Here is a 25,235-nt window from a genome sequence, read left to right on the forward strand (position 1 = left end):
GACGATTGTCAAGCCATCTAGCAACTGTGTCTAAGCGGCTTTGCCTGTCTGCCATGGCGTAGCGGTTTTGAGGACGGCGTTTGCGGTTACGACCAGCCTGCGTGCGACTGCAATGATGATGAGCTTGTGCGGTTTGCCACTCTCTTTCATGCGCTTTGCGAGAGGTTTGAGCAACGGATTGTGACAGGCGGCGGCGAGCGCTGCCTGGAACAGAACATGTCGCAGTGAGCGCCGTCCCCCGGCGATGGTTCGCCTGCCACGCTTTGTGCCACTGTCGTGTGACACTGGTGCAAGGCCCGTCATGGCGGCGGCCTCGCCTGCTGTCATCCGCCCGAGTTCCGGCATTTCAGCAATCAACATGGCTGCCGATACCGGGCCTATTCCGGGGATGGATCGTAGCAGTCGGGCTTTTTTGGCCAAGCTTTCCTCTTGAGTAATAACTCGCTCGATCCGCTGCTCGATCTCACTGATCTGACCATCCAGAACAGCCTTCAGAGTGCTGTCCAACTCCTGAAGATCGTCGGTAACACCTTGCTTCTCACGCGCACAGATCTGAGCTGCAAGCCGCTTGCGCATGTCCACAATCTGAGCCCGCCGGGTCGTCAACGCTCTGAGAATGCGCAGATTTCCATGCGGCAATATCCGCCCGGCTTCTGGGCGGAATTGCATGAAGCCGGCAATAAGGACCGCGTCGATGCGGTCTGTCTTGGCGCGCGTGCCTCGAGAACGGGCGAAGGCTTTGATCTGTGCCGGAGCCAGTTGCACCGCCTCAATCCCAGCAGCGACGAGATAAGCCCAAAGTGCCCATTCCTGGCCACCCGTAGCCTCAAACCCGATTCGCACCGCATCAGGCAGTTTCTGGATCCAGGCCAGCAACTGAACATGGCCTTCTGCGGTGTTGGGCAGGCGGAAGTGCTGCCCGCTCGATACACAAAATCCGTCGAGCCAATCGCGGGAAATATCTATGCCGATCACGGCTGTAGCTGGTATCATGTCACTCTCTCTTCCTTATGCTTCGCGGTCCCGCAAACGGGCCGCCGTCAACTGTTCGAGACGGTGAGGAGAGATGGGATCAGCCTGCTAGCGAACGTGGTCAGGCCACAAGATGTTAAACGCTGTATCCCACCCATCGCAGCTCCTGGCCGGGAGCCGCGATGGGGCTAATCTAGCAGGAGTGAGACACATAAGATGTTGGTATCCAGGCGGTCAATCTCGGTAGGTCCAATCGGTAACGGCGGCGACCTGCCTAAAGATACCATCGACTCCGTTGGCTGTCGGATCGGCTCGCTGGAGCCACTCCTCTGCCCACGCGATCCACACTTCAACGCTTCGTCCATCGATCTCTGTGGCCGACTCGGTGTCCATTGACCTCAATGCAGTCAGGAAATCGCGCACGGCGGCGAGTTCGTGCCAATCCTGCGCCAGCTCCCTGAATTTTCGCCAGCGGTTAGCGTCTCGCTTGCGTCGTTGCTGCTCTTCATAGCGGCGCCTCTCGGCGAGCTGTCGCTCGCGCTCTGCCGCCTCTCGATCTTTGCGTTGTTGAACGAGCAGTGGTCCGGCAGCGAGGACGGTGGCCAGAATGTCAGGCAGCATGCTTTCCATTGCCTGCTTTTCGGATTCAAGCCATTGGCGCGGAAGGCCTGCCGGCCATTGCCAAGTCTTGATCTCAAAAACCAGCCATCCCGTCGGCACCAATTCCTTCTTCCAGCCGTTGTCACCGGGTGAGCGCCATCGCTTCTCGTCTTCGGTTAGGGGGCGCTGTTCCTGCTTTTGCTTCTCGCGAACCTGGAACTCCACCTTTTCGCCCAAGACTTCGGCAAACAGGGCACGTCGCTCTCCTTGCACGACCTTTCCGCCTTGGCGTTCAATCGCTTTGAACAGGGCACCCAGAATACGATGCTTGCGACGGTCTGTTTGTCAATGACCGTGGAATCGGGACCCTGTATTTTCGCCTAAAAGGGACCCCGGTTTAGGGTGATGAAGGGCACGGCGGTTAGCGCCCGATCAGGCGAAGCTGGTCGGGGTTGCACAGCCTGATCGGGTGCGTTTCGTTGGCTTTCGGCTTTAGCTTTGAGAGCGGCTCTTGAAGCGCCAGGATTCGTTTCCGGTCTCGACGATCTCGCAGTGATGGGTCAGGCGATCGAGCAGCGCGGTGGTCATCTTGGCGTCGCCGAAGACAGTGGGCCATTCGCCGAACGCCAGATTGGTGGTGATGATGACGCTGGTGCGCTCGTAGAGTTTCGAGACGAGGTGGAAGAGCAACTGCCCGCCGGCCTGGGCGAAGGGGAGATAGCCGAGTTCATCGAGCACGACGAAGTCGAGCCGGGTAAGATGATCGGCAATGCGGCCTTGCCGACCGGCGCGGGTCTCCGTCTCCAGCCTGTTGACCAGGTCGACGACATTGAAGAAGCGGCCGCGCGCGCCGTTGCGGATGAGCGCCCGGGCAATGGCGATGGCCAGATGGGATTTGCCCGTGCCGGTGCCGCCGACCAGGACGACGTTACGCTGATCGGCGACAAAGGCTCCGCCGGCGAGATCGCGGATCAGGCTCTCGTTGACGGGCGTGCCGGTGAAGTCGAAGTCGTCGATGTCCTTGGCCAACGGCAGCTTGGCGACGGTGAGCTGGTATTTGATGGAGCGTGCCTGCTTCTCGGATATCTCCGCCTGCAGCAGATCGCCGACGATCTTCGGTGGTTCGTGCTGGCGCTTGATGGCGACGCCCATGATCTCGTCATAGGCTGATCGCATCCCGTAAAGCTTCAGCGTGCCCATCAGTTCCAGAACCTCGGTGCGTTCCATGGCTGTTCGTCCTCCTGAGACTGTCATAGCGGGCGCAGTCGGCGATCGGCTCGTGAGCCAGCTTCAGCGCCTGGGGAATGGAAAGGATCGTGCCCGGCGCCGGATCGCGGCGGCGGGCCAGGATGTTGAGGATCACCGCCGCCGACGAGACGCCGTGATCGAGCGCCTCCTGACAGGCCGCCTCGACCGCGTTCAATCCGTCGCTCAGCACACAGGTGAGGATCGACACCATCTGCCGGTCGCCATCGTCGGCCGCCTTGAGCTTGCGACGTATCTTCTCCATGGCTGACGGCAGAACCCAGCCACGGAACGGCGCACCGTTGCGCAGCCCGCCGGGCTTGCGGGCCAGCACCGGCACATAGTGCCAGGGATCGTAGATCACCTCGTTGCGGCCGAAGCAGCGGGCATGTTCGCCGACCACCACGCCGTCCTGGCGGATGACGATGCGATCGGCATAGGCATGGATCTCGACCGGCCGGCCGACGGCGCTCGACAGCACCGAGTATTTGTTGTTGTCGAAGCGCACCGTGCAGGTCTTCGACACGGAGGCCGGAACACAGTGGAAGCCGTCGAAGCGGCCGGCATAGGGAATGAAGCTGGCCCGCTCCTCCTCGAACACCTCCCAGATCGTGCGGTCACCCTGTTCGGGATGCCGGTGCGCCTTGGCGTAGGAGACGCATTTGTCGAGAAGCCAGCCGTTCAAATCCTCCAGCGTCTTGAAGCGCAGTCTCGGCGTGAAGAAACGCTCGCGCACCAGCCCGACCTGGTTCTCGACCTGGCCCTTCTCCCAACCCGACGCCGGCGTGCAGGCTTCAGGTTCGACAAGGTAATGTCCGCACATCTGCGCAAAGCGGCGGTTATAGCGGCGATCCCTGCCGATGAAGATCGCGTCAACCGCCGTCTTCATATTATCATAGATGCCGCGCGTGCACGTTCCACGAAAGAACGCGAACGCCCGGTCGTGTGCATCGAACACCATCTCCTGCGTCTCACGGGGATAGGCCCGAACGAAGAACATGCGGCTGTGGCAAAGCCGCATGTGCGCCACCTTCACGGTGACCGTCACGCCGTCCAGCAGGACGATCTCATGGCTCCAGTCGAACTGGTAGGCCTCGCCTGGCGCGAAGCTCAGCGGAATGTAGGCCTCGGCGGCAGCGCTGCCGCGGTGCTCTTCCCAATCTTGCGCATGCCGCCACACCGAGCTGTAGCTGCCGTCATAGCCGAGGCCTCGGAGTTCCTCGAAGATCCGGATCAGCGTGAGCCGCTCACGCTGCGGCTTCGCCACATTCGCCAACAACAGCCCGTCCAGCTTCTCGCGCCAGGCTCCCATGCGAGGATACGGCTGATGCTTGCGCTCGTAGCGGAAATCGGTCTCGTCCGATCGCAGCACCTTGCGAACCACCTTCCGCGAGATGCCCAGCTCCCGGCAGATCGCCTTGATCGACTTCCCCTGCACCAGCGACAGCCGACGTATCTTTGCAATCGTCTCCACAACCAACATCCAAAACACAAATGCCTCCGATCAAACCGGAGGCATCTTGATGACCCCACGTTAAGGGGTCCCGTTTGGACGAAAATCACCCCTCAAACAGGGTCCTCATTCCACGAAAAATCACAGACTGCTGTGCTGTGACGTGGTCCAGATGAAATCGGAATTACCGGTCGTCAATCCGAGATCTGGAATGTCTCGAGGGGGGTGGGAAACGGACTGGTAGGTTTTGGGCAATCACGCAGGGAAGCAGTCCGCATCTAGTCGACGAGATCCGATGGCAACGCCCTCGTCTTGGGCGGGCCAAGGTCTACGCCATACCTCTCCGGTGGATACAGCCATTGCTCAGCTAGGTCCCGCGCTGGCACTTCAACTCGTCTCAAAAAGTCCATTTCCATTCTGTGTGGCTAAGAAACTCGCAAATGCCTTGATCGCCTTGGTAGATTGTGACATCGAGAGCTTCTTTTGCAACCCGTTAGGCTCGCCGCTTATCTCGGCATAGGTTTTTCCACCACCATCATCGGGACAGAAAATAACATCCCAATAGAAGTCCCTCGAGCCTGTAGGTGCGTCGGCAATCGTGCCTCTCGTCTCACCCACAAACGTGTAAGTCTGCTTTCCGTCGCAATAGCCAACAACTGCTCGAGCAATAGCGCGCTCACCCGCACAATTTATTCGCGATAGAAAACCCTCTGGCTTGAGGGCATCCCACATAGGCTGTGTTAGGCCGCCTGGAAAGCCCTCGGTTTCATTCTTCTCAAGCACAAGTCCAGCATGCTCTACAATACATGGAGCAAGAATAACCCGATAAGCAGATCGCGCCTTGTGACGAACCATTTCGCACAGATTGATTTCTAATGGTTCTTCGGTCACAATTTCAGAAACCTTGAATTCGATCAGATCGCCGATGCTTTGAGTATTTTTCGCGGGGTCGAGAAATGTCTCGAAACGAGAGATAATCTTCAACTCTTCGTTTTTGAAGACGCTTCGTGTTGCGTAGTATATGGTTCGCTTTCTCATGAGACAAGCTGTTCCAAGACTTCAGCAAGGCTGGCGGTTCGGTCATCTCCATACGTTGGGATGATCTCCATGTTCCGCTTCCTGAAGAGCGTATACTCAAAGTCCGACGGATTGTTGACAACAATGTAGGCCCGCTTGCCAATATCGCTACCTGGCAGCGATCTCACCATCTCATTGAGAACGTCGAAAAGGAAGCGGATATTGAGATCGTTAAAACTGTAGCCAACGAAAAGAGCAACACGGTTCAAGAGGTCAGAGCGGAGCTTCAGATCTAGCGGCCCGTCCAATCTCAAGCGTTTGTAGTAGTGACCTTCGGACACCACCATTGCCTCTGGGTTATCAAAGTCGCCATGAAACTTGACAACCTCAACCATCCTGTCGCTCGTTCCCATGTCTCGCTCTGCCGCAACGACCTTCACTTCTCGTCCCGCAAGCGTAAGGGCTCGCTCTAGCAGATCGTCATAATTGGTAGTGTAGAACTTCGTTGAGGCCCCCAAGGCGGAGAGTGCTGCATGTACGCGCGATGCCTTGATTGCAGCCTCCGGGACATCCAACCGCCTGACAAGCCAGTTGGTCAGCGGAGCAAAGTTGCCTTTCTTCTGTTCGAAAAATTCAAGAATCTGGAGATCCGTTCCTCGATAGCGAAGAAGCTCAGGATCTTCATACCCGAGTAGACGGCAGGCTTGGTCCACCATTTCCCTCCAGGATGGTCCTCGGAGCGTTTCGTAACCATCATGGGACTTCCAAGTCAATGACATTGAGGCACCAGCACCCACGAACGGGATCACTCGCCCCTGACCATAAAGTTTGCGCAGTTCGGCCGGAACAGTCGCCTTGGGAGCTGTCATGGTTTCACCGCAGTAAGTCTGGTTAGCGAGTGGTGATGCGGGATGAGATTATGCGGATGGGTTTCAAATAAAATGGAATCAGATGCTCCGACCGCATGCCACTCATTGAACCTTTCAATGAACCAGTCATGGCTCAGAAGCAGCGGTGCGAATCCCGGGTGCGCTGACAGATCATGACTACCGTTGTTAAAGGCAACGACAAAGATCGTTCCGCCACTTTTGAGAGAGTTTTGAAGGTTGAATAGCATATTTCGAGCGACTGACTCACTCTTAAGGCAATGGATCAGCCCATAGCAGACTACGACATCGTAGAAGCCGGTTGGGTATCGATAATCTGTCGCATCGGCTTGAACCCAGTTGATGTCGACGTCTGGAAATAGCTTACGGCCATTCTGGATAGCGGCCGAGGAGCACTCTAGCGCAGTGACGTAGGCTCCAGCATGCGCAAATGCCGCCGCATTCTTCCCTTCGCCCGCTCCGACATCGAGAACTTGAAGCCCAACTGCCTTGTGGGATCGCAGGTATGTTGCGACCAGACTTGCTGGAGCTTTGCCCCAAAAGTTCTCCACAGCGCGATAGCCTTGGTCGTATCCCCCATCTACTTCAGTGAGCATTCAACTCCCCCATCAAATTTGAAAGCGCACGTTGGTAAGCGTCTAACCCAAGCCAATTGAATGTAATGATGTCTGCTTCGCCGATCAGATAACGTATTCGGTTCTCCACCGGTGCAGTGTAAAGCGTGACGAAATCAGCGAAGGTAATCGATTCTTCGTTATGTCCTTCTCGGTAGCGGTACATTTCATACGCAACATCCGGTGGCGTATACACGTAGAGCAGTGCGATAGGCTTTTCAGCATTCGTCCTAAGCGCTTCTAGCGTTTCGGGATGTCGGATCCCGTCTATTAGCACTCGGTCGGCGCCTGTTTCTCTCGCGGCATTCGCAAGAGCAGCCCCTAGTCGTACTGGTCCATCAGTACTAGAGATGAAATCTTCGGCTTGCCGCTGAAAGGCAGCACGCGGCGTACCAGGTATGGCTGGGATGCCAAGCAGTTGAGCCAAAACAGCACCCGAATTAACTGTGACATACCCAAACTGCTGCGCAAATTGCTGGCTGGTTGCGGATTTTCCAGAGCCAATTGAGCCTACGACGGACAGAATATGGGATTCGCGAAAAATCGCCCTTCGTTGGATTTTGTAGCTCGGCACCATCTGCATTGAACTCGGAAAGAAGGCACGAATGACCAACTGCGACCAGTACTCAAACTCAGAAAGATTGATTGTCTCGCCGGCCGTATCAATCCACCGCAGTTTGTTAATGGAAGCCTCTCCCTTGGTGACGGCACGCCATTGTGACCAATCATCAACCCAGAAACGGAGTACAACCGCCATATGGCGGACGCCTACGTCAGACGAGTCATCGTTAAGGATGCCTAGGAACTCAAGTGATTGCGGATCGATCTGCGGCCGACCGCCCGGAAGCATCAGTTCCTCAGAAATCTCTCGTGCCGCGTTCTGCCGTACGCCGAGGTCAAATCGTGAGAAGAGGTCCCGATCAGCTTCGTTTACGTGCCCGCCGAATCCAACGCAATGAGCGCCGCGCAGGAAACTGGCTGCACGGTTGTACAGGCCCCTTCGAAATGACAGAATTTTCGATTGATGTTGTATGATCGTGTATGTGACTACTTGCTTGAAGTTTTCATCGGTTTCCGCAATTGCGCGTGCGACGTACTCAATTTGGTTGTCTCGAAGCTGCTCAAGTGGGTTCTCGACACCAATATGACCAATACCCTGATAAGCTAGAAACTGACCATAAACCGGTCGAGGAACGGCCAAGACCATCTCAGCGGAAGGCGTCGGCACATGCCTCTCCGCAGTGTAGATTTTCAGACCCGATGTCCCGCTATCTTCGCTCAACTCTAGCAGTTCGCGGAGAAAAAATCTCCCTCGGCTTGTCCGAACAAAAATAGACGCTTTGTTGTTGAGGATGTCGATACTGAGCCTCGCCTGCATAGATTTCTGAGGCGTATGACTGAGCCCTGCCGCGGGGAAAAGCCCGTCTTCGAGACCGTAATTCACAAGCGCGCGTGCGTTCAAAGGACGCTTGTGCTTTCGAAGAACGGTCTCAGCGACCCACAAGTACGTTACATCATCCAATTGTGATCATTGCCCATTGCCCTGCTGATTCTTATCAATCTTTGCTCGCGCGTGCATTCATATGATTGAGGGCTTCCACCGATTATTTTGGCAGGACAGACGCGATTGTCTGAATGAGCATCCGTTCAGATGGCTGCCTCTCAGGTCTCGATTTGACGGCGTTGTGGATGCATCCTAGGTTCCACGCGCCCCAAACCTAACAGGTCGCAATCTGGCCCCGGGCTCTGCCGTTTGGTGGGAACTGAGCGAACGGCAGGTTTCGGGCGGCGACAGAAGCACTCCGAACGGCGACAATGAAGTCAAAGCTGCCTGTCGACAAACACCTGTTTTCCGTATGGTGTTCCATCGACCGCGCGCGAGAGTTCGCGCGCTGCGTAGAAATATGCGGAAATCTCTGTCGGATTGACGTACTATGCGGAAACACACGATTCGGGGTTTTCCGTATATGTTGGTTGGTTACATGCGGGTTTCATCGGCCGACGACCGGCAATCGGTTGATCTGCAGCGCGACGCCTTGATCGCCGCTGGCGTCGATGAGCGGCACCTTCATCACGACAAGGCGTCCGGAGCGAAGGATGACCGGCCTGGCCTGAAGGCATGTCTCGAAGACTTGCGGAGCGGGGACTGCCTCGTCGTGTGGAAGCTGGATCGGCTCGGCCGCTCCCTTCCGCATCTGCTGTCGATCATCGCCAGGCTGAAGGAAAGGGGGATCGCCTTCCGGTCGCTGACCGAGCAGATGGATACGACCACGCCACACGGCGAGCTGCTGTTTTCGATCTTCGGCGCGCTGGCGCAATATGAGCGATCCCTCACGCGTGAAAGGGTAATCGCCGGGCTTGCGGCCGCCAAGCGGCGGGGCAGGCGAGGAGGGCGGCCGCCGGCGCTGGATCAGGAGAAGATCGAGCAGATCATCGCCGCGCTCGAGGCCGGAGCAAGCAAGGCCGCTGTCTGCCGAACCTTTTCCGTCGCGCGATCGACATTGCTCGACACGCTTGCGCGCGCGGGGTGGACCGGAACCGCCGCCGGGAAGAAGCCAACAGCAAAAGGGGTCAGGGCGATAGCATGAAGAACGCGTCCGCCCAGTTCGATCTTTTTGACGAAGCACCAGGCTATCGTGAGGTCCCTCGGCCAGCGCCGAGAAAGCCACGGCAGCAGCATGCCGGCAGACCGGATGTCTGGGACGACGAGGGAGCGGCGCATCGCCTGGAAGAGACCGGGCGCTACAGGGTTCTGCGCAAACTGGTTCCGCGGCCGATCGTGCCGCGAAGCGAAAGCCCGTTTCCCCGGCTCGCCGTCTTGGTCGATACAGAAACGACCGGCCTTCAGCACGCGAAGGACGAGGTGATCGAGATCGGCGCCATCGCCTTCACCTATGATGACGATGGAACGGTCGGTGACGTCGTCGGGGTCTTCAGCGGCCTGCGCCAACCTTCCGATCCCATCCCGCCCGAGATCACCCGCCTGACCGGCATCACGGATGACATGGTGGCCGGGCAGCAGATCGACATGGCGGTCCTCGATGTGCTGATCGAGCCGGCCGATCTGGTCATCGCCCATAACGCCGCCTTCGACCGGCCGTTCTGCGAGAAGCTCACGCCATCCTTCATCCCGAAGGCATGGGCCTGCTCCGTCTCGGAGATTCGTTGGGCCGATCTCGGCTTCGAGGGCAACAAGCTCGGCTATCTCGTCGGACAGTCGGGCTTCTTCCACGAGGGACACAGGGCGACCGACGATTGCCACGCGCTCCTCGAGGTGCTGGCGCGGCCGGCAGGCGAGGGAAGGCAGTTCCCTTCGCGGAGCTGCTGCGGTCAAGCGCGCGCAGCCGCGTGCGGATCTTCGCCGAGAACTCGCCCTTCGACATGAAGGACCAGCTCAAGGCGCGGGGCTATCGCTGGTCGGACGGCAGCGATGGGCGGCCGAAGGCCTGGTGGGTCGAGGTCGATGAGGAAACCTATGAGGATGAGCTCCGATATCTCCGCACGGACATCTATCGCTGGGACGATGCGGAGCCGTTGACGATGCGGCTCACCGCTCACGACCGGTTCCGGGCAGCCGGATAGGACGGCAGGAAAATAGTAGATGGATATCGTGACGAAGATGAGCGATGCCGCACACTCCATGAAAATCCGTTTGCGGGCCGATCTGCGCTCCGCCATGAAGGAAGGGCGCACCACTGAAGCGAGAGTGATCCGGGCGCTTGTCGCTGCGATCGACAACGCGGAGGCACCGCCGCTTAGGGCCGATCAGCAGGCCACGGACCTGCATCGGTTCCGTGATGGATCTGCGGAAATCGAGCGACTCTCCCTGACACCGGCGCAGGTGCGCGCGGTCCTCGTCGCAGAAATGCAGGAGCGTGAGCGTGCGGCAACGGAGATGAAGCGGGTTGGCAGGGCAGATCGTGCCGACGCCCTTCACGCCGAAATGCAGCTTGTCGGTACCTACATCGAGTAGCGGAGGTCCGCGTGAAGATCAGATGTGATCGATGATGGACAGGAACATCACCGCTACCAACCGCCTGGGTGGCGGCTTGCCATTGCGCTTCTCTTGTCTCCGCTTCCGCCGATAGTGCTGTTCGCGCTGTTTTGGAGAGGCGATCAGGAGGGTTCGCCCGGCATCGTCAACGAGGTTCCGAACAACTCGCTGCAGATCGTCATCGCCATGGGCGAGGGCAAGGGCGTCGCTCGCCGCTTTCGACTATCTCATCCGCCTGCCCGCGGGGGAGCGGGCGGCCTGATTGATGGCGCGGTCCCGATAAATTTCGCCCTTCTTGCCAATCGGCAATCTGCCACATATATTTGCGGCAGATTGCCATTTGCGCCATGGAGGCTGTCATGTCGGTTGCCATCGTCGAGGAAGTCGCACGCAAGCTCGGAGGCCAGAGCGTGCTTGGCTATGTCGTGCGCTCACAGGCGGACCTCGCCATGGCTGTCCGCAACAGGCTTCCGCTCTCGGCTCTTCGGGGGCTCAGTCAGGCTGGGATGAGCGAGCAGGAAATCGAGAAATTCGTGATCCCGCAGCGGACCCGCCGCCATCGCGCAGACAGGCAGCAGCCGCTGACGGTGGATGAGTCCGACCGCGCTGTCCGCCTCCTGCGCATCCAGTCACTGGCCGAGCAAACCTTCGGCGACCGCGACAAGGCCAACACTTGGCTTCGCCGCCCCCTTCTCGAGCTCGGCGGCGAAGCGCCGCTCGCTGTGGCCCAGACCGAAGCCGGCGCGCGGGTGATCGAGACTATCCTCGGCAAGATCGCCTGGGGTGCTGCCGCCTGATGCTGCTGTGGCGCCTGTCGGGCAAGCAATATGCGCTGGCGCTCGACGGAGGTTACGGTCTCCATTTCGAAGGGCGCTGGAACAGCGTGGGCCATGCCGTCACCTATTGCGCGACCTCGCCGGCCCTGTGCGTTCTGGAAAAGCTCGTTCATGTCGAGGACCCCGCGCTCTTGCCGGAACTCGTCATGGTCACCTATGAGTTTCCTGACACCGTCGCTGTGGAAGACATCGACCTGGCAGACCTGTCGCCGGACTGGCGTCGCCACGAGGGCTGGAGCCAGGAAAGGGGCGACAAATGGCATGAGGAACGCGCAGCGCCGCTGCTGCGCGTGCCCTCCGCCATCGTGCCGGTCATCGATTCCCCGGACCACAACGTGCTGATAAATCACACCCATCCGGCCGCAGCCGATATCCGGATCGTGCGCCAGCAACCCTTTTCGCTCGACCCGCGATTGTTCTGAGCCGCTTCACATTTCTTCACACTCGCCAGCAACGGCCGAAACAGTCCTTTCCTAGTCTGGCTCCATCGCGGCAATCGGGCCGCATGGACAAGGAGTTTCACGATGGAACAGGACAGACAGGAAACCGGCATCGCCAACGCAGCGCCGATTAGCGGTAAGCGTCGCACCAGATGGATTGTCGCCGGTGGCGTTTCCGTGCTGGCGCTGGCCGGCATCGGCGTGGCCGGCGCGATGGGCGGCGGCACGGGTCCTCACATGATGGCAATGGGCATGAACCATGGCGGTCCCTTTGGCGGACGCGGTATCGAGCGCGCGCTCGATGCGGTAGACGCCACCGCCGAGCAGGAAGACCGCATCTGGGCAATCATCGACGGCGCCCGCGCCGAGATGCGGCCGGCGATGCGCGAGTTCCGCGACACGCGCACGGCGGTCATGGACCTGATGGCCGCGCCGACGATCGACCGCACTGCCGCCGAGAAGCTGCGGGCCGAGCGCATCGCGGTAATAGACGAGGCATCGAAGAAGATGGTGGCGACGGCGCTCGATGCGGCCGAGGTGCTGACGCCGGAACAGCGCGCCAGGCTGGTCGAGCAGATGAAGGAGCGCAAAGGCTTCGGTCGGTGGTAGGATCGTCCGCCTGACACCAACACAGCACGACGGGCGGAGCATACGCGGCATGGCGGACCAGATCCTGATCGTCGACGACGATACGCGGCTTTCCGCCATGCTGTGCGACTATCTTGCCGGCAACGGCTTTGCGGCGCGGGCGGCGGCGACCGCCCTGGCTGGCCTCGACGAGATCAGGCGCAGAGCGCCCGATGCGGTGATCCTCGACGTGATGCTGCCGGACCTCGACGGCTTCGAGACATGCCGGCGCATCCGCGCGGGCTCGGACGTGCCGATCCTGATGCTGACTGCCAAGGGCGAGGAGATGGACCGCATTGTCGGCCTTGAACTCGGGGCCGATGACTACCTGCCCAAGCCCTTCAACCCCCGCGAACTGCTTGCGCGGCTGCGCGCCATTCTGCGCCGGCGCGGGAACGGCGCAGGGGCAGACCGCGTCATGCGCTTCGGCCGGCTGGAGATCGACCCGGCCTCGCGCGTCGCCAGGCTGGACGGCCGTGACTGCGCGATGACCGGCCATCAGTTCGACCTGCTCGTGGCGCTCGCCGAGAACGCCGGGCGAACGCTGTCGCGCGAGCAGCTGATGGATCGGCTGAAGGGCGAGGGTTCCGAGGCCTTCGACCGGTCTATCGACGTCCACGTCTCGCGTATCCGCACTGCGATCGAGGACGACCCCAGGAACCCGAAGCGCATCGTCACCGTGCGCGGCGCAGGCTACGTGTTTGCCCGCCGGCAGGACGAGGAAAAATAGGCCCGATGCGCAACAGCCTGTTCCTCAAGGTCTATCTCACGCTGCTAGCGAGCCTCGTGGTGGTGGCGCTGGCCAGTGCCGTCTTCGTGCGGCTTTCCCATGACGAGGAGGATCGCGGCTGGGGCACAAGGCGCGACGCCTTCATCGCCGCCATGCTGCCGGCCAACGCCGGCATGGAGGAAACGCAGACCGTGCTGGCGCGGCTGAGCGAGGCCTTCGACGCCGACATCACGATCTTCACCACAGACGGCAGCGTGATTGCGAGCGTCGGCGCACCGCTTTCCTTCGCCGCCCCCGATGACAAGCCCGGTTTCCGGCGCGGCGAACATCGCCGCCACCTGTCCACGCGATTGCCGGACGGGCGCGTGGTGGTCGCCCGGCTGGGCGGCGACTCCTTCTTCGGGCCGCCGCGCGCCAACCCGCTCGTCTGGCTGGTGCTGATCGCCGTCGTCACCGGCCTGGTTGCCTGGCCGGTGGTGCGGCATCTGACCAGTAGGCTCGAACGCCTCCGGCGCGGCGTCGAACAATGGGGCGGCGGTGACCTTGCCCTGCGGGCGCCGGTTGAGGGTGGGGACGAGGTGGCGGCGGTCGCGGCGAGCTTCAATCGGGCGGCGGAACGGATCGAGCAACTGGTCACCGCACACCGCTCGCTGCTCGCCAACGCCAGCCACGAGTTGCGCTCGCCGCTGGCGCGTCTGCGCATGGCGAGCGAGCTGCACGAAGCTGAACCGAGCCAGACGCGTCACCGCGAGATTCTGCGCAATCTGTCCGAACTGGACGAGCTGGTGGAGGAGATATTGCTGGCGAGCCGTCTTGACCACGCTGAAAAAGTCGAACTCGACGAAGATGTCGACCTTCTGGCGCTGGCGGCGGAGGAAGGCGCGCGCTCCGGCGTCGAGGTGACGGGCGAGGCTGCGATGGTGAAAGGCGATGCGCGACTGCTTGGCCGCCTCGTGCGCAACCTGGTCCAGAACGCGCTGCGCCATGGCGCACCGCCGATCTCGGTCAAGGTCAGTCGGCATGGCGGCGCGATCGAACTCGCCGTGCGCGACCACGGCCCGGGAATCGCCGAGGCCGAGCGCGAGCGGGTGTTCGAGCCGTTCTACCGTCCCTCGGGCCGCAGCGAGCATGCCGGCGGCTGGGGACTGGGCTTGGCGTTGGTGCGCCAGATCGCGCAGCATCACGGTGCGAGTGTGCAGCAGGAAACGCCTGCCGATGGCGGCGCGCGCTTCGGCGTTACTTTCCCGGCAAAGCACAGCTGAGGTGCTGCTGCTATCGCGACAGCGTATGCAGCAGTGTGGGCAGCAGCCCGCCATCTTCGAGTAACGCCAGGTCAGATTCCGTCTTTGCCAGAAGACGTGCGGTAAAATGCCAGGCCGTGCCCTGCTTGCGCAACGTGACAGGGACGGGCATGTCCGCCGCCAGCGTGCGCGAGTCTACATCGAGATCGAAACAATCTTCCGCTTGCACATCGAGGGAGGCAGCCTCCAGCCCATGGGGCAGCATCAGAGGCAGGATTCCCATGCCGATCAGGTTGGACGCGTGGATTCGCTCGAAGCTTTCCGCCAGAACTGCCCGCACGCCGAGTAACGCCACGCCCTTGGCCGCCCAGTCACGTGACGATCCGGCCCCGTAGCTGCGCCCCGCGACGATGATGCAGCTCTTGCGTTGCGTGCGATAAAGCTGCGCGGCCTCGTAGATCGACAAGAAATCCTGTTCTCCGGCCACGCGCGTCTTGTTGCCGCGTTGGCCGCCGGCGAGGGAATTTTCCAGCAGCCGGTTGTCGAACATGCCGCGCAGGCAGACGGCGGGATTCCCGCGCCGTGCGCCATAATTACCGAGCTTGCTTCGCTCCAAGCCGCAAGAGAGCAGGTACTGGCCGGCGGGACTTTCCGGCGGGATCGCGCCGTTGGGCGAGATATGATCGGTGGTGATGGAATTGCCGAGGACCAGCAGCGGCCGCAATCCCGAGAAGTTCCGGGAATTCTCCAAAATGTCGTCGTTTTCAGTGACGAAGGGCGAGGGGCCGATGAAGCTGCTTGCAGGATTCCAGGGGAATTGCGGGCCGGGCGGCGTTGCAATCGTTTCCCATGCTTCGGTGCTCTCGATCTTGGAATCGTAGGCGCCGCGGAACAGATCCGCCCGCACATGGCGATGAACGGCCTCCGCGATCTCATCCTCGCTCGGCCATACATCCGCAAGCATCACCGGCTTGCCCTGCGGGTCGGTTCCCAGCGGCTCGCTTGACAGGTCGACATGCATCGACCCGGCGATGGCATAGGCCACGACGATAGGCGGCGACGCCAGATATGCGGCCTTCACCTGCGGGTGGATGCGGCCTTCGAAGTTGCGGTTGCCTGAAAGAACGGCGGCCCCGCACAGATCGCGGGACCGCACTTCTTCAGCGATCGCCTGCGACAGGGCGCCGGAATTGCCGTTGCAGGTCGCGCAGCCATACCCGACATTGTGAAAGCCGAGCGTCTCGAGCGCGGGCGTGAGCCCTGCTTCGTCCAGATAATCCGTCACGATGCGCGAACCGGGCGAGAGCGATGTCTTGACCCAAGGTTTTGCACGCAGACCGCGCTCGACGGCCTTTTTGGCCAGCAGCCCGGCGGCTAGCATCACGGCCGGGTTGGAAGTGTTGGTGCAGCTCGTTATCGCCGCTATCACCACTGCGCCATGATCGATGGCGCCATGGCCACCTTCGCGCGGTGCTGCGCCGATCTCGACCATTCGTTTGTTAAAGGAAGCCGGTACATGGGAAAGGCCGACACGATCCTGCGGCCGGACCGGGCCGGCCAGCGAAGGTTCGACGGTATCGAGGTCGAAGATGTGGTTCTCATCGAACACCGGGGCCGGGCTGTCTGCGTACTGCCACAAGCCTTGCGCCTTCGCATAGGCTTCGACCAGTTCGATATGTCGGCTGTCGCGGCCGGTCAGGGCAAGGTAATTCAATGTGCCGGTATCGATCGGGAAATAGGCGCAGGTGGCGCCGAACTCCGGAGCCATGTTGGCGATGGTCGCTCGGTCGGCTACCGGGAGGGCCGAAACGCCCGGGCCGTGGAACTCGACGAAGGCGCCCACGACGTCCAGCCGGCGCAGCATGTGGGTGAGATGGAGCACCATATCGGTGGCCGTCACGCCGGCTGCCAGACGACCCTCCATACGCATTCCGACGACCTTCGGCCGGACCATGTCGGACGGCATGCCCAGTATGGCTGCTTCAGCTTCCAGCCCGCCGACCCCCCAGCCAAGCACGCCGAGCGCATTGATCATGGTTGTGTGGCTGTCGGTGCCGATCATCGTGTCCGGTACGGCGAGCGGCATCATCGAGGGGCTGTCCACGATGCGCACCACCGATGCCAGCCATTCGAGATTGACCTGATGCATGATGCCGCGTCCTGGTGGGATAACGCGCAGCCTGTCGAAATTCTGTTGGCACCACTTGATGAAGGCGAAACGCTCCGCATTGCGCTCCATCTCGAACTGTCGGTTCAGCATGAGGGCGTTGGAGCTACCGGCATGCGCCACGACAAGGGAGTGATCGACGACGAAGTCGATGGGAATGCAGGGCTGCACGCGAAGAGGGTCCGCGCCTCGCGCGACGAGGGCATCGCGCATCGATGCAAGATCGGTCATCAGCGGAATGCCCATGAAGTCCTGAAGCAGAGCACGCCCCGGCTGGAAAGGTATGTCGGTGCTCTGGTCTCCCGACTTCAGGGCCGCCAGCCTGCTGCGGATTTGCTCTTCCGGGCCGGATGCGCGCAAGATTCCCTCGGCCAGCACCAGAAACGAACGGGGCAGTCCCCCGAGATCGCCAAGACCGAGCTTTTCGGCCTGCGCGAGGCTGACATGTGCGACCTCGGGCAGGCCGGGCAGCGGTAAAGTCAGGTTCCTCTGCAATTCCTCCATGATGCCCTTTTCCATCTAGCCTTTAGCAATTTCCGCAAGAGGTAGGATCTGGCGCGCGGCTTCGGCGTGCAGCCGCTCCACCATCTGGCCGTCCACGCGCAGCACGTTCGCATTCTTGTTCTCGGCGCGGTCGAAAAGATCGACCAGACGGCGGGCCCAGGCGACTTCCTCGGCTGAGGGTGTAAAGGCGGCATTGCAGGGCGCCACCTGACGCGGGTGGATCAGGGATTTGCCATCCATGCCGAGATCGCGACCTTGCCCGCACTCGGCCTCGAAGCCCGAGTGATCGTCCAGCGCGTTGTAGACTCCGTCTATCACCTGAAGGCCGTGAGCCCGCCCCGCAGCGACGCAGGCGACGAGCATGGCCACCAGGTTCGCGCGGCCCGGCTGAACGCGCATGCGCATATCCTTGACGAGATCATTGGTGCCGATGACGAAGACAGACAGCGCCGGCGCCGTATCCCGGACCGCACTGGCTATCGCATGCAGGTTGCCGAAGGCGGCGGGCGTTTCGATCATCGCCCAGAGGCGGCTTGAAGTCCCCGCCTTGGCGATCGCTGCTTGTGGTGTGGCGATGTCGTCCGGGTGGCCGACCTTGGGGATGAGAATGGCGTCGGGAGCGGCAGCGACTGCCGCTTCGAGGTCGGCTGCGCCCCACGGAGTGCCGAGACCGTTGATGCGGATCGCTATCTGGCGCCGGCCATAGCCACCTTCCCCGACGGCGCGGACAGCCTGTGCGCGCGCTTCCGGTTTGGCCTCCGGTGCAACCGAGTCCTCGAGGTCGAAGATGACGGCATCGACATCGAGCTCGCGCGCCTTTTCGAGCGCGCGGGCATTCGAGGCCGGCATATAAAGGACGCTCCGGAGGGGTCTTGTCTGCATTGGAGCTTCACTGTCTTTCTGTTGGGCGATAGTCCGACAGGGCATATCCGTATCGGTAGATGAGGCCTGCAAGCGCGTTTCCGAAGACGCCGCGTGCGACCTGGAATGCGGTGACGATGCCAACACTGGCACCGACGGCCCCTGCGGTCAGGACCATCTCGACGGTGCCACCAGTGGCGAAACCGAGAAGTGCGGTCGGCAGGTCGATGCCGGCCAGATAGGCCATGCCGGCCGCGAGGGCGGACATCAGCCCCAGATGCAGCAGCATCACGGGAATCGCCGTCGCGAAGGCGCGCGGCAGCCTGCGAATGGTCGATCGGTCGAACCGTGCGCCCAGATTGATGCCGATGAGAATCTGGGCGGCGCCCGAGAGCAGGCGCGGCTCGGCTGCCGCCACGAAACCGGCACCCGACAGGGTAACCACGGCGAGGATCGGCGTCAGCATGTAGGGATTGGGGATGCGCACCAAAGACCCGAGACGTCCAGCCACGGCGCCTATGGCCAGCGCCAGCGCAAGGCCAGGTGTCCAGGCACCGGAGCGCAGCATGGCGGTCGCCGTATAGGCTTGCGGTTCGGCGTGCAGGGTAAGCGCGGCCGGCAGCACCAGCACGACAAGCATGACCCGCAACGCGTGCATGGTGGCGACGGTGCCCGTGTCGGCGCCATAGCGGGCACTGGTTTCCGCCATCTCGGCGATGCCCGCCGGCACCAGCGAGAAGTGTGCGGTCGCGAGACTGGTTCCGCTCAGACGGCAAAAAAGGGGCGTCATTGCCCAGCTTATGGCGATGGAAACCAGCGCGGCTGCGGGGATCTGCCAGAATACCGAGCCCAGCCGGGCGACGATGTCGGTGGTGATGCCCAGTCCGACGCCCGTTCCCACCACTACCAGCGCGGCCCGATACAGTGTTGGTGGCAGTTGCACCGCCATGCCGTTCAAACCCGCGACGGCCGTTACGACGGCGGCCCCGATGAGAAAGCCGACCGGCAGGCCGATCCTGTTGGCGATGATACCGCCGACCGCCGCCATTGCGCCGACGAGAAACAGTTTCTTCAGCGGCCGCATGGAGACCCGCCAAGCCTGTTCGGCATCCGGCCGACAACCTCGCCTGCGTTCATTTCTTCAATGACCTTCGAAGCTTGTTGCATGTTTCGTTCAAATAAACTAGATCGACGTAGTAGCTATAGCAACTACTAAATTGCAATGCCCGGATCAGGGCCGGAGAGGAGACAGGTCAGTGGCGCCCATTCGAAAACTGAGCCTCAGGCGACTGGAGTTGCCGCTCTATCGGCCTTACCGGCTTTCCTATCGGACCTTCGAGACTTTCGAGCCCTACTTTGTCGAAGTGGAGGATGCCGACGGCCGGGTCGGTTTCGCGGACGCCCATATCTCGCCCGGATCGAGCAGCGAGACGCGTCAAGGGGGCTGGGCCTTTCTGTGCGAACGGCTGGCCGAAAGCGTCGGTCGGGAGCCAGATGAGGCCAAGACTGCGGCGCTTGCCCGCTTTTCGGAATCCAAGGTCGCCACCACGGCGCTGGTATCGGCGCTCGAGGTTCTGGAGGGCAATCGCCTCCTGGAGTTTCCGCACCCGATAAACATGCCGCTGCTGACGCCTATCAACAGTGCTCAGGAAGGCGAGATCCGGACCGAGGTGGAGGACTGGATCGGACAGGGCTTCCGGACTTTCAAAGTCAAGGTCGGCAAGGATGTAACCGCGGATCTGGCCAGGGTCGCAATCATACAGGATGCAGTCGCCGGCCGTGCCACGCTGCGCCTGGACGCCAATCGCGCCTATTCACGGGATCAGGGAACAGACTTCGCGCGTCAACTGAATCCGGAAAATATCGATCTCTTCGAACAACCCTGCGATTCAGACGACTGGGAGGCCAACAGGGCCGTCGCCGATGCCTCCTCTGTTCCCCTGATGCTCGATGAACCAATCTGCTCGCTGGAGGACATCGAACGCGCGGCGAGCATTCCGAATGTCCGCTTCTGCAAGCTCAAGCTGAAGCGCTTTGGCGGTCTGGAAAGGTTGGAGGAAGGGCTGCGCGCGGTTCGTTCCGCCGGAATGGAGCCGGTGCTGGGAGACGGGCTCGGCAGTGACATTCATGCCTGGCTCGAGGCATGCGTGGCCCGAGAGACGATCCGCAATGCGGGAGAGTTCAACGGTTTCCTGAAATCGCGCGAAAGCCTGCTGGTAGAACCCCTGCGTTTCGAGGCGGGCTCGATCCACATACTGGCTGGCTATCGTCCAACCGTCGATCGTGAGGCGCTGGAGCGCGTGACGATCGACAGCCGTCACTTTCACTAGGATTGCAAAGAGCGAGGAGACATTGCGATGGCGCATGATGAGATGCTGGCTGAACTCGACAAAAGACGCGAGATTGCGAGCGCGCTGGGCGGGCCGAGGAAGCTTGCCCGGCGGCGCGAAAGCGGGCAGCTCAATGCTCAGGAGCGCCTCGACGCCCTGATCGACAAGGATTCCTTTTTCGAGGTCGGCCTGCTCGGCCAGTCGTCCTTGGAGGCCGATGCCGACAGCACGCCACGCGATGGAAAGATCACCGGTTTTGCACGCATCGGCGGTCGTGATGTCGGCGTGGTGGTGAACGACTTCACCGTCAAGGGCGCGTCCACCGGCGCCACGAATTCCAAGAAGATGGGCTATATTCGCAGAACCTGCACCGAGAAGGGCATGCCCTTCGTCCATGTGGGCGAATCCACCGGTGCGAGGTTGCCCGACGCCATGGGATCCAAGGGCATGGGCACCATGCTGGGCAACGACATCACCCAGTTCCGGCGCATGCGCGACACGCCCTGGGTGGCTGCTGCCCTCGACACCTCGTTCGGCTCGTCCGCATGGATGTGCTGCTGCTCCGACTTCGCGGTGATGAAGAAAGGCTCGATCATGTCGGTATCGAGTCCCCGTCTGGTCTCGATGGCCATCGGCGAGAATGTCGATCTGGAGGAGCTTGGGGGATGGCGGCTCCATGCCGAACAGACAGGTCTCATCGACCATTTTGTTGATACCGACGAGGAGGCCATGCAGGCCTTGAGGGCCTTCCTGTCCTATATGCCGAGCCATAATGGCGAACTGCCACCCGACGCGCCGGTTTCTGACGGCTCGGGTCTGGAGCAGGAACGCATTCTCGACGTGCTCCCGGAAAAGAGAACCCAAGTCTACAATATGAAGAAGATCATCGAGCTGATCTTCGACAAGGGCAGCATGTTCGAACTCAAGCCGCGTTTCGGCCGCTCGGCGATGGTTGCGCTCGCCCGCCTCGACGGCAAGGTCATCGGGATCATCGCCAACAATCCGAATGTCGGCGGGGGTGCACTTTCGGCCGAGGCCTGCCGTAAGATCATCGACTTCACGGTGTTGTGCGACAGCTTCAATATTCCGCTGGTGAGAATGATGGACACGCCGGGCTTCGTCGTCGGCACGGACGCCGAGCGGCGTGGCGCACCCGGCCACATCATGAATTTCATGAACGCCACCTGCCTTACGACCGTGCCGCAGATCACAGTCATCTGCCGTAAGGCGTATGGGCGCGCCTATGTGGCGATGGGCGGCGGTGCGCACAACGACGCCATGATCGCGTGGCCGGGGGCGGAAGTTTCCTTCATGGACCCGGTCTTCGCCACCAGTATCGTCCATAACCTCAAGGCCGGAGACGAAGGGTTTGAAGAGGCGCTGGGCCATATCCAGAAGGATCTGGAGATCTGGGATATGGCGCGCATCTTCTCCGCGCAGGATGTGATCAAGCCTCAGGAAACACGGGCCTATCTCATCCGCATGTTCGAAATCCAGCGCCGCCGTCGCTCGGGGGGCGTGGGCCAGCATCTCATGCGCACCTGGCCGACCAGTTATTGAGGAAAGCATCATGAATATCCAAAGCCAGCCCATGGCTGAAATCGCGATCCGCGCGCTGGAAGCCGGAAAGACCTCGCTCGACGAATCCACGGGCAAGTCGCTGCTGCGCCAGTTCGGCATCGATGTGCCGCGTTCGGCGGTGGCGCGTGACGCCGCCCATGCGGCCGAACTGGCCGCCGGCATGAAGGGACCGTTCGTGGTCAAGGTCATCTCGCCCGAGATCCTGCACAAATCCGACGTGGGTGGCGTGGCGCTCGGGTTGGCCGATGCCGCGGCCGTCGAAGCGGCGGTCGACGCGATGGCCAGGAAGCCCGGCATCGCTTCGGCACATGTTGAGGGATGGCTGGTCGAGGAATTGGCGCCCGCCGGGCTGGAAATCGTCATTGGCGGGTTCAGGGATTCCCGCTTCGGCCCCATGCTAATGGTCGGCCTCGGCGGTGTCTTCGTGGAGGTTCTTAAGGATGTGGCCTTCCGGATTTGCCCAGTCTCCCGGGATGATGCCCGCGCCATGCTGGCGGAGTTGAAAGGCCATGCGCTGCTGCGCGGCGCGCGCGGCGGGGCCGGCGTGAACGAAGAGGCGCTGGTCGATGCGATGGTAAAGGTCGGTGGCGAGAACGGCCTGTTGATGACACTGGGCGACCATGTCGCCGAGGTCGATCTCAACCCGGTCATCGCTTCCCGCGACGGCGTGATCGCAGTCGACGCCCGCTTCATCCTCGCTCAGGATGAAAAAGCGGCGACCACGCCGGGCCCTACTTCCATACTGGAAGAATTCCGCCCGCTGTTCGAGCCGAAGACGATTGCGGTGCTCGGCGCCTCGACCAAAGACGTGATGATCGCCAACACCTTCATTCGCCGTGCGCGCGACTTTGGCTACCATGGTGAAATCTACCCGATTCACCCCTCCGCCGAAGAAATAGAAGGCTACAAGGCCTACCCCTCGCTGGCCGAGACACCGGAGATCGTCGATTATGCCTATGTGGCGATCGGCGCCACGCGCATCCCCGACGTGCTTGGGGCGGCGAATGGCCGTTGCCGTATCGCCCAGGTCATCTCGTCCGGTTTCGGTGAGGTCGAGGAAGGAGAGCAGCTTCAGAAGGAACTAGTGGAGAAAGCGCGTGCGGCCGGCGTAAGGGTGCTCGGCCCGAACTGTCTTGGCACCTATTCGCCGCGCGGCTGCCTGACTTTTCCCGCCGGCGCTCCGAAGGAAGTAGGGCAGATCGGAATCGTTTCCCAATCCGGTGGATTGAGCACCGACATCATCAAGCGCGGCCAGTGGCGGGGCCTGCGCTTTTCCGGGTTGGTCAGCATCGGCAACAGCGCCGATGTGCAGCCGCAGGAACTGGTGGACTTCTATTTCGCCGACCCGCAGACCAAGGCCATCGGCGTCTATCTGGAGGATATCACGGACGGACGAGCCTTCTTCGACCTGCTGCGGTCCGGGCGCGCCACGAAGCCGGTCGTCATCCTGAAGGGTGGCCGCTCCTCGCAGGGCCGTCTCGCTGCTGCCTCGCATACCGGGGCACTGGCCGGCGACGACCGGGCATGGGAAGCTCTCGAGAAGCAGGCCGCGGTGGCGCTCGTCTCGACAGTGGACGAGTTCATCGACGCGCTGCTCGCGCTTCAGCATCTTGACCTGCGTCCCGCCAAGCCGACGCATGAGGTCACGCTATTCGGAAATGGCGGCGGTTCGAGTGTTCTTGGCACCGATGTCTTCGCGAGCATGGGTCTGAGCATCGCACCTTTCGAGGGCGCAGCGCGCGAGGCGCTGGCGGCGATGGGATTGCCGCCGGGCACCAGCACGGCCAACCCGATCGACACGCCGGTGAGAACCCTGCAGGAAAAGGACGGCTGGATCGCTGGCGAGATTCTTGAGCATGTCTTCAGACATGCGAACCCGGATGCCATTGCCATGCATCTGAACCTCGCGGCTTTCGTGGGTCGGGGAACTGTGGACCCGGTCGATAATCTCTTCACGGTTGTCGAGGAAACCCTGCGCAAATGGCCGGGCGTCGCGCATTTCGCCATGGCGCTGCGCACTGATGGATCGCCGGAACTGGATCAGAAGCGCCGTGAGTATCGCGAACGCGCTACGCGTGCCCGCGTTCCAGTGTTCGACGAAATTCCCGCCATGGCCCGCGCGCTGTCGATCGTGGGGCATCTGGAGCGGCGGCTGGCCGCCCGCAATTGAATGAAGGCAGGCTGGCCTGAAACCGTTTCCCGTTCTCGGGCGACGTGCTCAGGTCAGTCCGGTCTTGACCTTGAAGGAAGCCGCCTGCTCAGGTGTGAAACAGGCAAGGCGCAGGTCGCGCAGATAGGGTCCGAAATTGGATTCGATCTCTGGTCCCAGCCGGTCGAAGATTTCGGCCATGTAGTAGTCATGGCGGATCAGCGATTCCGCCATGTTGACGATCGGCTGGTTGCGCGTATGTACGGCCGTGACATCCTCGGCCATCACCGCGGTGACCATCTCCTTGCGGTCCGAGGTGATGGTGAACAGATTGTCGGTCGTTCCCATGCGAACGCCGTTGCCCTCGTGGATATAGACACGCGAATTTTCGGCGAAGCGGAACTCGTCTGCGTTCTGCCCGAACAGCACGATCAGGAACTCGACGCCGCGCGCCGCTGCCGCCCGCAGCGTCTCGGCATGCCGCCGCAACACGTCGTCAGCAGCCTTCACCATGATGATGGACTGGCTGGAATCGATCAGGGAATCGATTTTTTCATGCACGGCCGACTCGCCGGTCAGCGTCCAGACATACTGGTCATCGAGCGGCTGGGCGATGTTCGCGAGCTGGTTGCCTACGCTGGCGCACAGGTCGCTGGTGCGGCGGGCCAGGCTGTCGAGAAATTCCTTCGGCTGCGCCGCAATGTAGCGGACGGGCGTCTCGCTGACGGGAAGCACGGCCCCGCGCTGGGACAGCGCTTCCAGCGCGTGGTAGGTGTTCGGCCGGGGAACGCCGGCGGTTTTGGAAATTTCATAAGCCGTGGCCGGGCTTTCGCGCAGGAGCTGAACGTAGATACGGGATTCGTATTCCGTGAAGCCGAGCCGCTTCAGATCCGCGACCAGCGTACCGGGAACGGCGCCGACGACGGCAATCTTAGCGGTCAAATCCTGCTCCTCACATTCATTTCGGGAGGTTTCGAACTAGCATGC

General features: G+C 61.4%; 22 protein-coding genes and 1 pseudogene. 11 read left to right on the plus strand and 12 right to left on the minus strand.

The window, feature by feature from the left end; translation table 11 throughout:
- Nucleotides 1-30: 30 nt before the first annotated feature.
- The 8 genes from ACVCNR_RS23815 to ACVCNR_RS23850 form a co-directional block, all read right to left on the minus strand.
- The gene (locus ACVCNR_RS23815; protein WP_447076776.1) at nucleotides 31-993 is read right to left on the minus strand and encodes an IS110 family RNA-guided transposase; all 963 of its coding nucleotides are present in this window, start codon (nucleotides 991-993) and stop codon (nucleotides 31-33) included.
- A 213-nt stretch (nucleotides 994-1,206) separates the two neighbouring features.
- Entirely contained in the window at nucleotides 1,207-1,845 is a 639-nt protein-coding gene (locus ACVCNR_RS23820) for a hypothetical protein (RefSeq protein ID WP_447076777.1), read from the minus strand.
- A gap of 219 nt (nucleotides 1,846-2,064) precedes the next feature.
- Nucleotides 2,065-2,799, minus strand: a complete 735-nt coding sequence (istB, locus tag ACVCNR_RS23825) for an IS21-like element helper ATPase IstB (RefSeq protein WP_035033516.1) — start codon at nucleotides 2,797-2,799, stop codon at nucleotides 2,065-2,067.
- A complete protein-coding gene (istA, locus tag ACVCNR_RS23830; RefSeq protein WP_447076910.1) occupies nucleotides 2,732-4,300 on the minus strand; it encodes an IS21 family transposase in 1,569 nt (522 codons plus the stop codon). The genes istB and istA overlap by 68 nt, the downstream gene beginning before the upstream one ends.
- A 357-nt stretch (nucleotides 4,301-4,657) precedes the next feature.
- Nucleotides 4,658-5,308, minus strand: coding sequence for a non-canonical purine NTP pyrophosphatase (locus ACVCNR_RS23835; RefSeq protein ID WP_447076778.1), 651 nt, complete (start codon nucleotides 5,306-5,308; stop codon nucleotides 4,658-4,660).
- Complete coding sequence (locus ACVCNR_RS23840) at nucleotides 5,305-6,156, minus strand: SIR2 family protein (RefSeq protein WP_447076779.1); 852 nt, start codon at nucleotides 6,154-6,156, stop codon at nucleotides 5,305-5,307. Before ACVCNR_RS23840 ends, ACVCNR_RS23835 begins: the two co-directional genes overlap by 4 nt.
- Nucleotides 6,153-6,770: a class I SAM-dependent methyltransferase gene (locus tag ACVCNR_RS23845; protein WP_447076780.1), complete on the minus strand. Its 618-nt coding sequence runs from the start codon at nucleotides 6,768-6,770 to the stop codon at nucleotides 6,153-6,155. Before ACVCNR_RS23845 ends, ACVCNR_RS23840 begins: the two co-directional genes overlap by 4 nt.
- Nucleotides 6,760-8,310, minus strand: coding sequence for an HTH domain-containing protein (locus ACVCNR_RS23850; protein ID WP_447076781.1), 1,551 nt, complete (start codon nucleotides 8,308-8,310; stop codon nucleotides 6,760-6,762). The genes ACVCNR_RS23845 and ACVCNR_RS23850 overlap by 11 nt, the downstream gene beginning before the upstream one ends.
- Before the next feature lie 412 nt (nucleotides 8,311-8,722).
- Here ACVCNR_RS23850 and ACVCNR_RS23855 point away from each other — a divergent pair, with 412 nt between their 5' ends.
- From ACVCNR_RS23855 to ACVCNR_RS23890, 8 genes and pseudogenes are all read left to right on the plus strand, one after another.
- Nucleotides 8,723-9,376, plus strand: a complete 654-nt coding sequence (locus ACVCNR_RS23855) for a recombinase family protein (RefSeq protein ID WP_447076782.1) — start codon at nucleotides 8,723-8,725, stop codon at nucleotides 9,374-9,376.
- Nucleotides 9,373-10,370, plus strand: a pseudogene (locus ACVCNR_RS23860) (3'-5' exonuclease). Before ACVCNR_RS23855 ends, ACVCNR_RS23860 begins: the two are co-directional and overlap by 4 nt.
- Nucleotides 10,371-10,389: 19 nt before the next feature.
- Entirely contained in the window at nucleotides 10,390-10,761 is a 372-nt protein-coding gene (locus tag ACVCNR_RS23865; protein ID WP_447076783.1) for a GatB/YqeY domain-containing protein, read from the plus strand.
- A 380-nt stretch (nucleotides 10,762-11,141) separates the two neighbouring features.
- The gene (locus ACVCNR_RS23870) at nucleotides 11,142-11,579 is read left to right on the plus strand and encodes an Xre family toxin-antitoxin system antitoxin (RefSeq protein WP_447076784.1); all 438 of its coding nucleotides are present in this window, start codon (nucleotides 11,142-11,144) and stop codon (nucleotides 11,577-11,579) included.
- Nucleotides 11,579-12,040, plus strand: coding sequence for an RES family NAD+ phosphorylase (locus ACVCNR_RS23875; protein WP_447076785.1), 462 nt, complete (start codon nucleotides 11,579-11,581; stop codon nucleotides 12,038-12,040). Before ACVCNR_RS23870 ends, ACVCNR_RS23875 begins: the two co-directional genes overlap by 1 nt.
- A 102-nt stretch (nucleotides 12,041-12,142) precedes the next feature.
- Nucleotides 12,143-12,667 carry a Spy/CpxP family protein refolding chaperone gene (locus ACVCNR_RS23880; RefSeq protein ID WP_447076786.1) on the plus strand — a complete coding sequence of 175 codons (525 nt, stop codon included), beginning with the start codon at nucleotides 12,143-12,145 and terminating at the stop codon, nucleotides 12,665-12,667.
- Between the two features lie 49 nt (nucleotides 12,668-12,716).
- A complete protein-coding gene (locus tag ACVCNR_RS23885) occupies nucleotides 12,717-13,415 on the plus strand; it encodes a response regulator (RefSeq protein WP_447076787.1) in 699 nt (232 codons plus the stop codon).
- Between the two features lie 5 nt (nucleotides 13,416-13,420).
- Complete coding sequence (locus tag ACVCNR_RS23890; RefSeq protein ID WP_447076788.1) at nucleotides 13,421-14,677, plus strand: sensor histidine kinase; 1,257 nt, start codon at nucleotides 13,421-13,423, stop codon at nucleotides 14,675-14,677.
- 10 nt (nucleotides 14,678-14,687) lie between these two features.
- On the opposite strand, the gene acnA is transcribed toward ACVCNR_RS23890, so the two are convergent.
- The 3 genes from acnA to ACVCNR_RS23905 are packed head-to-tail and all read right to left on the minus strand — an operon-like array spanning nucleotide 14,688 to nucleotide 19,272.
- Nucleotides 14,688-17,342 (minus strand): aconitate hydratase AcnA, encoded by a 2,655-nt coding sequence (gene acnA, locus ACVCNR_RS23895; protein ID WP_447076789.1) that lies wholly within the window; start codon nucleotides 17,340-17,342, stop codon nucleotides 14,688-14,690.
- The gene (locus ACVCNR_RS23900) at nucleotides 17,343-18,254 is read right to left on the minus strand and encodes an HpcH/HpaI aldolase/citrate lyase family protein (RefSeq protein WP_447076911.1); all 912 of its coding nucleotides are present in this window, start codon (nucleotides 18,252-18,254) and stop codon (nucleotides 17,343-17,345) included. It lies immediately after the preceding gene.
- The gene (locus ACVCNR_RS23905) at nucleotides 18,217-19,272 is read right to left on the minus strand and encodes an AbrB family protein (protein ID WP_447076790.1); all 1,056 of its coding nucleotides are present in this window, start codon (nucleotides 19,270-19,272) and stop codon (nucleotides 18,217-18,219) included. Before ACVCNR_RS23905 ends, ACVCNR_RS23900 begins: the two co-directional genes overlap by 38 nt.
- 172 nt (nucleotides 19,273-19,444) lie before the next feature.
- Here ACVCNR_RS23905 and ACVCNR_RS23910 point away from each other — a divergent pair, with 172 nt between their 5' ends.
- Genes ACVCNR_RS23910 through ACVCNR_RS23920 form a run of 3 tightly spaced genes read left to right on the plus strand, consistent with a single transcriptional unit; the run spans nucleotide 19,445 to nucleotide 24,269 of the window.
- Entirely contained in the window at nucleotides 19,445-20,518 is a 1,074-nt protein-coding gene (locus ACVCNR_RS23910) for a mandelate racemase/muconate lactonizing enzyme family protein (RefSeq protein ID WP_447076791.1), read from the plus strand.
- A 27-nt stretch (nucleotides 20,519-20,545) separates the two neighbouring features.
- The gene (locus ACVCNR_RS23915) at nucleotides 20,546-22,078 is read left to right on the plus strand and encodes an acyl-CoA carboxylase subunit beta (RefSeq protein WP_447076792.1); all 1,533 of its coding nucleotides are present in this window, start codon (nucleotides 20,546-20,548) and stop codon (nucleotides 22,076-22,078) included.
- Nucleotides 22,079-22,088: 10 nt separating this feature from the next.
- Nucleotides 22,089-24,269 (plus strand): acetate--CoA ligase family protein, encoded by a 2,181-nt coding sequence (locus ACVCNR_RS23920; RefSeq protein ID WP_447076793.1) that lies wholly within the window; start codon nucleotides 22,089-22,091, stop codon nucleotides 24,267-24,269.
- A 48-nt stretch (nucleotides 24,270-24,317) separates the two neighbouring features.
- Here the strand turns inward: ACVCNR_RS23920 and ACVCNR_RS23925 are convergent, their stop codons facing one another.
- Complete coding sequence (locus ACVCNR_RS23925; RefSeq protein ID WP_354197697.1) at nucleotides 24,318-25,190, minus strand: TrmB family transcriptional regulator; 873 nt, start codon at nucleotides 25,188-25,190, stop codon at nucleotides 24,318-24,320.
- Nucleotides 25,191-25,235: the final 45 nt, after the last annotated feature.

Source organism: Aquamicrobium terrae (assembly GCF_052978165.1).